General features: G+C 38.4%; 12 protein-coding genes and 1 other annotated feature. Of the genes, 8 read left to right on the top strand and 4 right to left on the bottom strand.

Annotated features, from left to right (window positions below; translation table 11 throughout):
* Positions 1-106 precede the first annotated feature (106 nt).
* Together RST01_RS08970 and RST01_RS08965 are read left to right on the top strand one after the other, a co-directional pair.
* Positions 107-907: an alpha/beta hydrolase gene (locus tag RST01_RS08970; protein WP_066789083.1), complete on the top strand. Its 801-nt coding sequence runs from the start codon at positions 107-109 to the stop codon at positions 905-907.
* Between the two features lie 308 nt (positions 908-1,215).
* Entirely contained in the window at positions 1,216-2,712 is a 1,497-nt protein-coding gene (locus tag RST01_RS08965) for an alanine/glycine:cation symporter family protein (protein WP_147196076.1), read from the top strand.
* Positions 2,713-2,730: 18 nt separating this feature from the next.
* On the opposite strand, the gene RST01_RS08960 is transcribed toward RST01_RS08965, so the two are convergent.
* Both RST01_RS08960 and RST01_RS08955 read right to left on the bottom strand, forming a co-directional pair.
* The gene (locus RST01_RS08960; protein ID WP_147196075.1) at positions 2,731-3,252 is read right to left on the bottom strand and encodes an isoprenylcysteine carboxyl methyltransferase family protein; all 522 of its coding nucleotides are present in this window, start codon (positions 3,250-3,252) and stop codon (positions 2,731-2,733) included.
* Between the two features lie 4 nt (positions 3,253-3,256).
* Complete coding sequence (locus RST01_RS08955; RefSeq protein ID WP_147196073.1) at positions 3,257-4,321, bottom strand: type III polyketide synthase; 1,065 nt, start codon at positions 4,319-4,321, stop codon at positions 3,257-3,259.
* A gap of 174 nt (positions 4,322-4,495) precedes the next feature.
* Between RST01_RS08955 and RST01_RS08950 the strand changes: the two genes are divergently transcribed.
* Entirely contained in the window at positions 4,496-5,164 is a 669-nt protein-coding gene (locus RST01_RS08950; protein ID WP_147196071.1) for a MerR family transcriptional regulator, read from the top strand.
* A gap of 43 nt (positions 5,165-5,207) precedes the next feature.
* Here RST01_RS08950 and mnmM read toward each other — a convergent pair whose 3' ends face one another.
* Both mnmM and mnmL read right to left on the bottom strand, forming a co-directional pair.
* Entirely contained in the window at positions 5,208-5,780 is a 573-nt protein-coding gene (gene mnmM / locus RST01_RS08945) for a tRNA 5-(aminomethyl)-2-thiouridylate-methyltransferase MnmM (RefSeq protein ID WP_147196069.1), read from the bottom strand.
* Positions 5,777-6,748, bottom strand: a complete 972-nt coding sequence (mnmL, locus tag RST01_RS08940) for a tRNA modification radical SAM protein MnmL/YtqA (protein ID WP_066789067.1) — start codon at positions 6,746-6,748, stop codon at positions 5,777-5,779. The genes mnmM and mnmL overlap by 4 nt, the downstream gene beginning before the upstream one ends.
* Before the next feature lie 444 nt (positions 6,749-7,192).
* Here mnmL and RST01_RS08935 point away from each other — a divergent pair, with 444 nt between their 5' ends.
* The 5 genes from RST01_RS08935 (at position 7,193) to RST01_RS08915 (ending at position 13,268) form a co-directional block, all read left to right on the top strand.
* Positions 7,193-8,380, top strand: a complete 1,188-nt coding sequence (locus tag RST01_RS08935) for an MDR family MFS transporter (RefSeq protein WP_147196067.1) — start codon at positions 7,193-7,195, stop codon at positions 8,378-8,380.
* Between the two features lie 65 nt (positions 8,381-8,445).
* Positions 8,446-8,659, top strand: a binding site (T-box leader).
* Positions 8,660-8,711: 52 nt separating this feature from the next.
* A complete protein-coding gene (gene leuS, locus RST01_RS08930; RefSeq protein WP_147196065.1) occupies positions 8,712-11,129 on the top strand; it encodes a leucine--tRNA ligase in 2,418 nt (805 codons plus the stop codon).
* A 131-nt stretch (positions 11,130-11,260) separates the two neighbouring features.
* Positions 11,261-11,890: a Bax inhibitor-1/YccA family protein gene (locus RST01_RS08925; protein ID WP_147196064.1), complete on the top strand. Its 630-nt coding sequence runs from the start codon at positions 11,261-11,263 to the stop codon at positions 11,888-11,890.
* Between the two features lie 52 nt (positions 11,891-11,942).
* Positions 11,943-12,644, top strand: a complete 702-nt coding sequence (locus RST01_RS08920; RefSeq protein WP_147196062.1) for a polysaccharide deacetylase family protein — start codon at positions 11,943-11,945, stop codon at positions 12,642-12,644.
* A gap of 6 nt (positions 12,645-12,650) precedes the next feature.
* A complete protein-coding gene (locus RST01_RS08915; protein ID WP_147196059.1) occupies positions 12,651-13,268 on the top strand; it encodes a DedA family protein in 618 nt (205 codons plus the stop codon).
* Positions 13,269-13,322 lie beyond the last annotated feature (54 nt).

The following is a 13,322-nucleotide window of genomic DNA, read 5'->3' as shown; positions in this document are numbered from 1 at the left end:
GTTACCTAAACCTATCAGGTATTGAAGGTCAAAATATAGAAGTATATCATTCTAATTTTTGGTAGCCGTTAATACGAGAAAAGTGAGAATTGAGGAGCGGAATAGAATGTGGAAATGGGAAGCAGAGGGACAAGCGAAAGCTGTTGTTGTTTTTATACATAGTGCATATGAACATCATCGGAGATATCCTTGGCTTATTGAAAAGCTACGTGTATCTGGCATGCATGTTATCACAGGTGATTTGCCTGGTCATGGCGAAGTGAGCCGGAAAAAGAAAGCGCATGATGAAGGGTTTAAAGAGTACCTAAAGTTCATTCGACAAATGATGGAGGTTGCTATAAATTATAATTTACCAATCTTTATAATGGGGCATGGCCTTGGCGCAAGCCTTGCAATGGAATTAATACAAATACGGAAATACGAATGTGCAGGCATGATACTAACATCTCCTTGGCTGCATCTTACACATCAGCCATCAAAATTTTCTAATGCTCTTTCAGGTATTAGCAAACTAACAGGGAATTTAAAGATACAGCATGATATACCAATCAAAAATCTTTCACGCAGTTACGAATTTTATAAAGAACAAAAGGACGATCCCTACTATTTTTCAGGCATTACAGTGGGATGGTATAAAGAACTGCAGCAGTTTATGAAAGCACTGTGGACAAAGAGAGAAACAATTCCGGATATCCCAGTCTTGCTGATGAATGGGGGCAGTGACAAAATTGTATCTCCAGCCTATAGTAAAAAATGGCTTTCTCAACAAGAAACGTCTGAATTCCAATATAAAGAGTGGAAATCTTGCTATCACGATCTTTATCAAGAACCAGAACGGGAAGATATCTATCAATATATGGAATCATTTATGTTTAATGCTTTACGCAATATCGGTTATATTATCTAATTTAAATTAAATGGAAGTGTGTTTTTAAGAGGTAAAATTCTTTTGTGCCGTAGCAAAAGAAATATATATCTGGGCATATGCTTTAATTTTGCATATGTCTTTTTTTCGTCACATATTCAGATTCTAGGCGGCATATCATGAGTAAATCTTACTACTAAAGAGTTGAGGAGGAGTCGAAATGAAATAGCAAAACAAGTTATGTATTTATATGGTAAGAAAATAAAAAAGATTATTTCGAAAATTTTGTTTGCAATCTATCAATATTTAAAATATATTGAATTATAAGAAAACTATAAAGGGGTTTTTTTATGGGGGATTTTGTTGCAGCAATAAATGACATTTTGTGGGGGCCGTGGATGATTTACGGCATATTGGTTGTTGGATTAGTCTTTTCAATCATTATGAAGTTTCCACAGGTAAGATTTATTAAAGACATGGTGTTATTAATGTTTAAAGGGGAAAAATCAGAAAAGGGGATTTCTTCCTTCCAGGCATTATCTATTGCCTTATCAGGACGTGTAGGTACCGGGAATATTGCAGGTACAGCTACTGCCATTGCATTTGGTGGTCCTGGCGCTGTATTTTGGATGTGGATGATTGCTTTTATTGGAGCGGCTACTGCATATGTAGAGTCAACACTAGCACAAATTTATAAAGAAGAACATGATGATCAATATCGTGGCGGTCCTGCTTACTATATTGAAAAGGGAACAGGGAAAAAATGGGCTGGTATTATTTTTGCCATTGCAGCATTGATGGCGATGGCCGTCCTAATGCCTGGTGTTCAGACAAACGCTATTTCAGATGCTATGCATAATGCTTTTGGTGTTAGCCAGTGGATAACTGGATTGATTGTAACTGTTCTATTAGCAGTTATTGTTATCGGTGGAGTTAAAGCAATTGCGACTGTAGCACAATATGTAGTGCCATTCATGGCTATTTTGTATATGATTATGGCTGTTGTTATTATTGGTATGCATATTGGTGAAATTCCACATGTATTAAAGCTTATCTTTGAAAACGCTTTCGGATTTGATTCTGCTTTTGGTGGTATGCTTGGAGCGGCGATTGCATGGGGAGTAAAACGTGGCGTCTTCTCTAATGAGGCTGGCCAAGGTACAGGAGCTCATGCGGCAGCTGCTGCGGAAGTTTCTCATCCGGCTAAACAAGGCCTTGTTCAAGCTGCTTCTGTTTATATCGATACATTATTGGTTTGTTCTGCTACAGCATTTATGGTTCTATTTTCTGGTACCTTTAATGTATTCGATGAAGCTAAAAAGAAATTTATCTTTTTAGGAGACTTCGGCTCAGGCACTATCGCTGATCAAGTATCCGCAGGTTCTGCCTATACGCAATTTGCGGTAGACCAATCATTCCCTGGGTTCGGCTCAGGTTTTGTAGCAATAGCCTTGTTCTTCTTTGCTTTTACTACTACCATGGCCTATTACTATATTGCTGAGACAAATATTGCGTACTTATTTAAAGGGAAAACCCAAGTCATCGCAATGTGGATTACACGTATTGTGTATTTAGCAGCCAACTTCTATGGCTCATACAAAGCGTCAACACTAGCATGGGCTCTTGGAGATGTCGGTCTTGGATTGATGGTTTGGATTAATGTGATTGGTATCCTGATTGTTGCGAAGCCGGCCATTAGGGCATTGAAAGATTATGAAAGACAGAAGAAAGAAGGCAAAGATCCAGTGTTTGATCCTACTCCTTTAGGAATAAAAGATGCAGATTTCTGGGTTGAATATAATAAAGAGAAGAATGCAAAAGACAATAAAAAACGAGAAGCCATTTAGGCTTCTCGTTTTTCTCGTTTAATATTGTTCCTGATTTTTATAAATGCTATTCAGCGCACGCTCTTCTTCAGGAATCCGTATATACATCATCAACATGTTTAAAAGGGTGAAGAAAATAGCCGTTACATATGCTTGGAATATCAATGGAATGACAAGGATTTCTAGTGCAACGATGACATAGTTTGGATGTGGAATCCATTTATAGGGACCTTTTTTTACCAATTGGGCGTTAGGCAATACAATAATTTTCGTGTTCCAAAAATGGCCGAGCGATTTTATTGCCCAGATCCTGCCTAATTGAAGGACGATAAATACTGCAAGTAGCCATGGCCATATGGGACTCAATGTAGATTCCTTTACCAGGTACTCGATGAATAATGAAGCCAAAAAAGCGACATGAAGTATCACGATATACTTATAATGTGCCTGCCCAAAATCAATTGCTCCTTGGCTTTTCATATAACGTTCATTATTTCTGGCAACCCGGAGTTCTACTAGCCGTTGAATGCAAATTAGTGCAAATACGATTATAAATAGCATACATTCACTCCCATTCCAATAAAACAAGTTCACCGCTAAAACCTGGTCCAAGTGATGCCATTAAACCTTTTTCACCTTTGGATGGCTTGTTTTCCATAATATATTTCAAGACATATAAAACAGTTGGAGAAGACATATTGCCGTGATTTTTTAAAATATGAGAGCTCGGTGCTAACAAGTCATTTGGCAGATTGAGAGCTTTTTCATAGGCGGTAAGGACCTTTTTGCCACCAGGGTGCAAAATAAATTGTGTGAGATCTTGTGCCTTGGAATCATGAGTATTTAAAAAGTCATGCACAAAAGGGGCAAACCAGTTTTCAACAATTGGCGGGATACTCTTAGAGAAAATAACATGCAAGCCGCTATCCTCGATTCGCCAACCCATTACATCTTCTGAATGAGGCATAAGACGGGAAGCATTTCCTTTGATTGAAGGCAAAGTTTCTTTTGGAGAAAGTGATGCTTCATCACCTGCAACGAGAGCGCATGCTACACCGTCACCGAATAAAGATGTCCCGATAAAATTGCTCTTATCCAAATCGTCTGGCTGGAATGTAAGGCTGCATAGTTCCAGGCATACGACAAGTACTACCGCATCGGGGTGGGCAAGGCAATAATCATTTGCTCGGCTAATCCCCGCAGCGCCACCTCCGCATCCAAGTCCCCAAATAGGGATTCGGACGATATCAATGGGAAGTGAGAGCTGGTTCATAACGCGTGCTTCAATGCTTGGTGTTGAAATGCCCGTGCTTGATATGAAGATAATGGCATCGACTGCTTCTTTTTCCACTGATGCGCTTTCTAAACAGTCCTCGATTACTTTCGCTGTATACTCTGTAGCAAGTTCTACGTATAATTCATTTCTTTCTGAAAAACTGTGTTCTTCTTTATACCATTCGATTGGCATAGCCAGTTGGCGGTTATGTATTTCGCCATTTTTGAATACTTTCAAATAACGATCAAGTTTGGCTATCTTCCCAGAAAAAAGTTCTTTTATAAATTCCTCTGCCATATTTTGAGGTAATGCATGGGGAGGGCAGTGTGTACTAACTGCATGAATTTTGGCCATTTTAGGATCTCCTTTTTCTTCTCGTATCAAAATAGTGTACGATTTACTATTTGGAAAAATACGTATTCCCTAAAATTAATTCTATAAAACTATGCACACTTCCTAACAGAAACATAACAATATGCTACAATAATGTTAATTGAGAAGGTGTCACAATAGGTTAGGAGGGTTTTTGTGGCTCATACATATACAATGGCAAATTTTGCCCAAATTGTTGGCATTAATAAATCGACGATTCGGCATTACATTTCAATATTAGAAGATTACGGTTACCAAGTAGAACGTGACGGACGAAATTATCGGAAGTTTTCAGATCAAGACGTAGCAATATTGCAAGCATATAGTTCACTGCATAAAAATAAAGGATTAACCCTTAAAGAAGCGGCTGAGGTAGTAGTAGCACCGAATTTTAACATCCAAGAGGTAAGTATTACCGTAGCCAATCCTGTGGTCATTGATCGAAAAGAGGAAATCCAGCGTTATGAAGAATTGAGCCATGCGATGGAGCTATTGGCAGAGCATATCCATGGAGTAGAAGTCCAAAACGCTCAGCTAATTCAATTGATTCAAGAAGAGCGAAAACAAAATGTCTTGTTGGCAGAGCAAAATGATTCCATGAAAAGGGAATTTAGGCAAGTCGTTGAATCGCTCGCGCCATTGACTGAAAAAAGGCAAAATGATAACCGTCAAATGGACCGTATTGAACAGCAAAACAGTGCAATTATGGCTGTGCTCAATAAACTGAATGTGTGGCAGCATACACAGGAGATTGAACAAAATGAGGAAGATAAAAAACAAAGGGTACAAGAGAATGGTATTCTTTCTCGTTTTTTTGGAAAGTAAATGAAAAAAGAGTTGTCCATAGATTTACGGACAACTCTTTTTCTTATGCCATTTCCTTCACTTTTTCTAAAGCAATGATAAATGGCGGATCATTTTTTTGATTAATAAACTCATATCTCAATACATGGATATATTTTTGCGGCAATGTACTCACATATTCTATCAGCGCATCTCGTTCTTCCTTGCCACCGTGATGTCCATGATAAACAACTAGAATAATCATGCCGCCAACATTTAAAAGCTGCAGTAAGTCTTGGATGGCTTTTAAGGTTGTGGAAGGCGTTGTAATAATTTTATGATCACTACCTGGCAAATAGCCGAGATTGAAAATAGCTGCCTGTACCGGTTTTAAGACATGTTTAGCTACATGTTCATGTCCATCTAAAATAGCTGTAACTCGATTTTCAAGGCCTGCTTCCCGTACACGCTCTTCTGTCGAAGAGATAGCTTGTTGCTGGACATCAAATGCATAGACATGGCCCTCATTGCCGGCTAACTGTGCTAGGAAGGCCGTATCATAGCCATTTCCTGCAGTTGCATCCACTACTATGTCACCAGGACGAACGGTCTCTTTCAAAAGAAATTGTGCGTATTGCAGTACACGTTGAAGTTTCATCGTGTTCCCACTTCTTCTTTTTGATAATGCTTTCCTTGATAACTTCCTCTACGTTCTAGTTCAGCATCAATGCCATTTAATACTTCCCATTTGTTCACAGACCACATAGGACCAATCATTAAATCAATCGGTCCATCACCAGTAATTCGCTGTACGACCATTTCTGGCGGAATGACTTCTAATTGATCTGCGACAAGATTGATATAGGCATCCTTGTCCATCAACTCAAGCATACCTTTTTCGTATTGCTTTACAAGCGGTGTTCCCTTTAATAGGTGAAGTAAATGAATTTTGATTGCTTGTACATCTAGCTTCGCCACTGCACGGGCAGTTTCCATCATCATGTCATAATCTTCAAGAGGTAAGCCATTGATAATGTGTGTACATACACGAATGCCATGTTTGCGGAGTTTCTCCACACCTTCCACATATGTCGTATAATCATGTGCACGATTAATTAAATTGGCTGTCTTATCATGCACAGTCTGTAGTCCAAGCTCGACCCATAAGTATGTGCGTTGATTCAATTCTGCCAAGTATTCCACGACATCATCAGGTAAACAATCAGGACGTGTTGCAATACTTAATCCCATAACACCTTCACATGCTAAAGCTGCTTCAAATTTTTCTTTTAGGACAGGAAGCGGTGCGTGTGTGTTCGTATAAGCTTGGAAATAAGCCATAGTTTTGCCGTCTTTCCACTTATGCTGCATTTTCTCTTTAATTTTTTCAAATTGAACAGAGATAGGGTCCACACGATCGCCAGCAAAGTCACCAGAGCCTGCTGCACTGCAAAAAGTACATCCGCCAAATGCAACAGTGCCGTCACGGTTAGGACAATCAAAGCCAGCATCAAGCGCTACTTTGTACACCTTGCAGCCAAATTCATCACGCAAATAGCGATTCCATGTATAATAACGTTTCCCATCAGAGGGAAACGGGAAATCAGTATAATTAATATCAGTCATAGTATAATTTCACTCCTCAACTATCTATTTTAACATGACAACGTCAAAGGGGAAAAATTTCTTTTATCCTGCTTTAACTTGTAGGAAGACTTCTACTTCAAAAATTTAAGCATAGCAAAGAAATTTAAGTAGGGGTTAACTGCTCGTAAAAGACCAGGTGTGATGAGAAAATCCTTATCTCGCGTGAAGTTTCACTTTATGTGAAATGCTATTAGAATAGAAAAAATAATTTTCTTCATCTATTTAGAGGGAGGGGATGGAGTAGAGAAAAATATCGAAAAAAAGTTGTTTGGGAATATCTTGGCAACTATAATTTATTGACCTTCTAGAAGACAATGGAAACGGTCGTTTAATATTTGAGCTTAAATATGAAAAGATGGTTGTAAATAGGATCAAAGATTTGTTACTATTGCTTAGATATTCGAAATAAATGGGGGACTTGGAATGCCTAGAAGTGTTTGGTTATTAATCATCGGTATGCTGATTAATACTGTCGGCAGCTCATTTTTATGGCCGATGAATACGATTTATATGCATGATGAACTCGGACAGTCGCTTACAATAGCGGGGCTCGTACTGATGGCCAATGCTGCAGCTGGTGTAGTAGGCAATCTTTTAGGCGGGTATGTCTTTGACAAATTTGGCGGCTTTAAGTCCATCATGATAGGAACAATCATATCCATTATAGGCCTTACGTGTCTGGTGTTTTGGCATGGCTGGCCGCATTATGTCTGGTTTTTGACATTGATAGGTTTTAGTGGTGGGATTGTATTTCCGAGTATGTTTGCAATGGTCGGAACAGCATGGCCAGAAGGCGGGAGAAAAGGATTTAATGCCATTTATCTCGCTCAAAATTTAGGGGTAGCATTTGGCCCAGCTCTTGCAGGTATTGTTGCAAAGCATAGCTTTGACTATTTATTTATTGCCAATCTAGCTATGTATATCGTCTTCTTCTTTGTGGCATTCACATATAAAGGAATTTCTACAGAATACGCCATTGCGCCTGCATCTGTAATAAGTGAAGGCTCAAAAGTAAAAGATCGTTCATCATTCTACGCATTGAGTATTTTGGGAATTGGTTTCTTACTTAGTTGGCTGGTCTATACCCAATGGACAACAACAATTTCATCTTATACACAAACATTGCATATTTCTCTGAACCAATACAGCTTGCTTTGGACAGCGAATGGTTTGCTAATTGTACTGGGCCAACCATTAATCAATCCGATTATTAAAAAAATGGGCGAACGCTTCAAGGAACAAATTTTTCTTGGTTTAGCTATTTTCGTCATTTCCTTTGTAGTGGTTAGCTTCGCAGGAACATTTAAAATGTTTTTAGTGGCGATTATCATTTTAACATTTGGTGAAATGTTTATTTGGCCGATTGTACCGACAATTGCCAGTACGTTAGCACCTAAGGGTAGAGAAGGGTTTTATCAAGGTATGGTCAATAGTTTCAGTGCTATAGGCAAAATGATTGGTCCATTCTTAGGCGGTGTTCTAGCAGACCAATATGGCATGAAGATTACGTTTTATGTATTAATCGGGATTCTGCTCATTGCTTTTATCCCATACATGCTTTATGATCGACCGTTAAAAAATAAACATAAAGTGGAAAAAGAAACGATATAATTCATTGAATTTGTTAAATCTCTTGTCAATTACAGTATATTGAATTAGAATAGGATTCAATATATGTAATGACAGCGAATGGGAATAGTAGGTTGTACTTGATTTTTTTAGAGAGTTGGCGGTAGGTGAAAGCCAGCAAATCAATCAACTGAACTCGCCCAGGAGTCGCTATGGTGAACCATTGATAGCCATTGCCGTTAATCCGCGTTAAGGAATCAAGTTGAGTGTTTTACACTAATTTGGGTGGTACCGCGGGAGATATAGGCTCTCGTCCCTTTTATAGGGACGAGAGTTTTTTTATTTTCAAGAATATGAGTATGGAGGGTCAAGAATGAATTTTAATCATCAAGAAATTGAAAAGAAATGGCAGAAGTATTGGGCTGACCACAAAACTTTTAAAACAACAAATGAAGAATCGAAGCCGAAGTTTTATGCATTGGATATGTTTCCATATCCCTCAGGTGCAGGCTTGCATGTAGGGCACCCAGAAGGTTACACAGCAACAGATATCCTTTCACGCTTTAAGCGTCTGCAGGGTTATAACGTGTTGCATCCAATGGGATGGGACGCATTTGGTCTTCCAGCAGAGCAATATGCTCTTGACACTGGAAATGACCCAGCTGAGTTCACACAAAAAAATATTGATACATTTAGACGCCAAATCCAAGAATTAGGCTTTAGTTATGACTGGGATCGCGAAATCAATACGACTGATCCAAACTATTATAAATGGACACAATGGATCTTTATTCAGCTATATAAAAAAGGTCTTGCTTATATCGATGAAGTAGCAGTCAACTGGTGTCCAGCACTTGGCACAGTACTTGCGAATGAAGAAGTAATTGATGGCAAGTCTGAGCGCGGCGGACACCCTGTAGAACGACGTCCAATGAAACAATGGATGTTGAAGATCACAGCCTATGCAGATCGTTTAATTGATGATTTGGAAGATGTGGATTGGCCAGAGAATATTAAAGATATGCAACGTCACTGGATCGGTCGTTCTGAGGGTGCTGAAGTAGACTTCTCTATTAAAAATTCAGATAAGCAGTTCCGTGTATTTACTACACGACCTGATACTCTATTTGGTGCAACTTATACAGTTCTTGCACCTGAACATGCACTTGTGGATGAAATTACAACTAAAGAACAGCGCGAGGCTGTAGAAGCATATCTAGAAAAAGTCAAAGTTAAGTCTGATTTAGAACGTACAGATTTAGCGAAAGAAAAAACAGGCGTATTTACAGGTGCCTATGCAATCAACCCAATCAATGGTCGAGAAATACCGATTTGGATTGCAGATTACGTTCTAGCAAGCTATGGTACAGGTGCGATTATGGCAGTACCAGCACATGATGAACGCGACTTTGAATTTGCGAAACAATTCAACCTACCAATCATTCCTGTATTAGAAGGTGGCGATGTTTCTAAAGAAGCCTTTACAGGTGATGGCCAACATATTAACTCTGATTTCTTGAATGGATTAGACAAAGAAGAAGGCATTCAAAAGGCAATTACATGGCTTGAAGAAAATAAAGTAGGCGAGAAAAAAGTTTCGTACCGTTTACGCGACTGGTTATTCTCCCGCCAACGTTATTGGGGAGAGCCGATTCCAATCATTCATTGGGAAGATGGCACCATTACAACAGTAAAAGAAGAAGATTTACCATTGGTGTTGCCGAAAACAAAGGATATCCATCCATCAGGTACCGGTGAATCGCCATTGGCCAATATTGATGAATGGGTAAATGTCGTAGATCCTGAGACAGGTAAAAAAGGCCGACGTGAAACGAATACAATGCCTCAATGGGCAGGTTCAAGCTGGTACTTCCTGCGTTATATCGACCCGCATAATAACGAACAATTGGCAGACCCAGAGTTATTGAAACGCTGGTTGCCTGTCGATATTTATATCGGCGGCCAAGAACATGCAGTGCTACACTTGTTGTATGCACGTTTCTGGCATAAAGTGCTTTACGATTTAGGGGTAGTACCAACAAAAGAACCTTTCCAAAAATTATTCAACCAAGGGATGATTCTTGGTGAAGGTAATGAAAAAATGTCTAAATCTAAAGGTAATGTTGTCAATCCGGATGATATTATTGAAAGCCATGGAGCTGATACACTAAGACTTTATGAAATGTTCATGGGACCACTAGAAGCATCTATTCCTTGGTCTACGAATGGCTTAGATGGAGCACGCCGCTTCCTAGATCGTATATGGAGACTCTTCATCAACGAAGAAACGGGCGAGCTTTCTGAAAAAATTAAAATATCGAATGATACAACTTTAGAAAAAGTGTATCATCAAACAGTTCAAAAAGTGACGGACAATAACGAGCATATTCGTTTTAATACTTCTATTTCTCAAATGATGGTATTCATTAACGAATGTTACAAAGCTGATGTGGTGCCTCGTGAGTATGCAGAAGGATTTGTTAAGATGCTTGCACCAATTGCACCGCATATAGCGGAAGAATTATGGGCAAAATTAGGTCATAGCGAAACCATCACATATGAAGAATGGCCAACATTCGATTCATCTAAATTAGAAGATGATGAGATTGAAGTGGTTGTACAAATCAATGGCAAAGTTCGTGCTAAATTGATGGTTTCTAAAGATGCAGGACGTGAAGAATTAGAGAAAACGGCGCTTGAAAATGATCAAGTCCAAGAACAATTGGCAGGCAAAGATATTAAGAAAGTGATTGCTGTGCCAGGCAAATTAGTCAATATTGTCGCGAAGTAATTGGCGAAATAAAAACCTTCTTCCTAGTTGGAAGAAGGTTTTTTGCTAAAATAATCCAACATAAAAACGAAACCTTCTGTGACTAAATACGTATAATTAAGGACGAAAAAAATTTGAGAAGAGGTCTATAAATGGAATCACAATTTCCAAAGGTCCTTCGTTTCTTCACTCTGTTATGGTTGTTTACAGCGATAGGATTATTTGCAGGGGTTTACGTACCACAACCGATGGTTTTGCCAATCAGCATAGTAACAGTCATCTTATTGATAATTGTTATGGTTAGCCGTGCTGCTCGGAAGGCGAGTAAATTCATATCTGTGCTGTTTGCGTTTCTAACTGGCATTACGCTGTATAGTTTGCTGAATTTCTATATTGGAGCGTTAGGCGGAAAGCTTGTTTTGCTTATATTTGGCTCTACTGCACTTATTTTTATCGTAGCAGGGCTCATCGGCTATAATACAAAACGAGATTTTTCTAACTGGTGGAAATTCTTATTCATCATACTCATCGGAATATTAATTTTTTCAGTGATTAATATCTTTGTAGGATTTAGCGATATGATGATGATCGTTCTTAGTGGAATTGGAGTGTTACTCTTCATCGGCTATACGCTATATGATATGAACCAAATTGCAAAAAGTGTCATATCGGATGAGGAAGTACCGCTAGTGGCATTAAATTTGTATTTGGACTTCATTAATTTATTTACCAATCTACTGCGACTCATCTACCATCTGAAACGAATTTTTGATGATGATTAGTAGATTAGTTTTCGGGTAAGGGATTACTATTGACGGAAAAGGGCTGTGGAATATGAAATTATTGTTAATTATTATACTTTGTCTAGTCATCTTGTTTTTATGTTACGGCCCACTCCCGACCGTTTTTATTCGCATAAGCAAGCTAGGGATTTACAAGACCATTCCTGGAAAACAGATTGCGTTAACATTTGACGATGGACCACACGGAGTTTATACACCGGAATTACTGGACTTATTAAAAAAATATCACGTAAAAGCTACATTCTTTGTAGTTGGAGACCATGTTAGAAGAAACCCTCAAATTGTTAAACGGATGGCAGATGAAGGGCATACTATAGGTATTCATCATAATCAACATGTTTCCAATTGGTTAACTGGTCCATTAGAACTGAAAAAGCAATTAACGTTGGCTAATCAGGCAATCGAAGAAGCGACAGGGGAACCGGTACAATTTTACCGTCCGCCATGGGGACATTTTAATTTGTTTACATTATTCGTCGGAAAAAAATATAAAAAAATCATGTGGTCCCATATTTTTGGCGACTGGAAAGTAGAAAAAGCACGGAATGGTTTGCTAGAAGAACTGAAGCAATATGCAAGTCCTGGTTCTATCTTTGTATTACATGATAATGGCGACACACAAGGCGCTGAAAAGGAGGCACCCTCATATATGCTGCGAAATTTGGAGCTTTTTTTAGAAGATTGTCACGAAAAAAATATAGAATTCATCACACTGAAAGATGTGTGGGAATAAGTTGCTATGAATATTGATCAATTAATGCATTATTTAAGTCTTTATGGATATGTTATTCTTTTCATTTGTTTATTTTTCGGAATTGTCGGTATTCCCGCTCCTGAAGAATCATTGTTATTTTTGACAGGAGTTCTAATAAGTTATGGAAAGCTGTCAATGGCTCATTCGCTCATTTTTATAGAATTAGGTGCCTTCATTGGTATGATAGTAGCTTATCTTTTGGGCAAATACCTAGGGGCTCCTTTCATCAATCGCTTTGGCAAATATATTGGACTCAATTCGGAGCGGTGGGCGAAGATTGAAAACAAATATAATAAGAATGCATATAGAACAATTACTTTCGGCTTTTACCTGCCGGGCATGCGTCAAATCAGCCCGTACTTTGCAGGAATAACCAAGACGCCACTTAAGCCATTTATTCTTTTTTCTCTCATTGGCAGTATTATCTGGACCATGCCTTTTGTTTTGTTGGGTTATTTTACTGCGAATACGATTTATATTAATCCGGATTATGTACCATATTTAGGAATTATATTATTTATACTATTTATTGTTTATTTTATTGTGAAAAAGATAATAGGACGATCTAAGAAAAATAAGTCAAGTAATGATTCTGATCAATGACTGTTTTTTAGTTAGAGAGAGCGGGTAATGACAGATAGTAAAGAAGGACAAATT

Origin of the sequence: Rummeliibacillus stabekisii, assembly GCF_007988965.1 — a bacterium.
Taxonomy (GTDB): Bacteria; Bacillota; Bacilli; order Bacillales_A; family Planococcaceae; genus Rummeliibacillus; species Rummeliibacillus stabekisii.
This window is presented reverse-complemented; position numbering and strand designations above follow the sequence as displayed.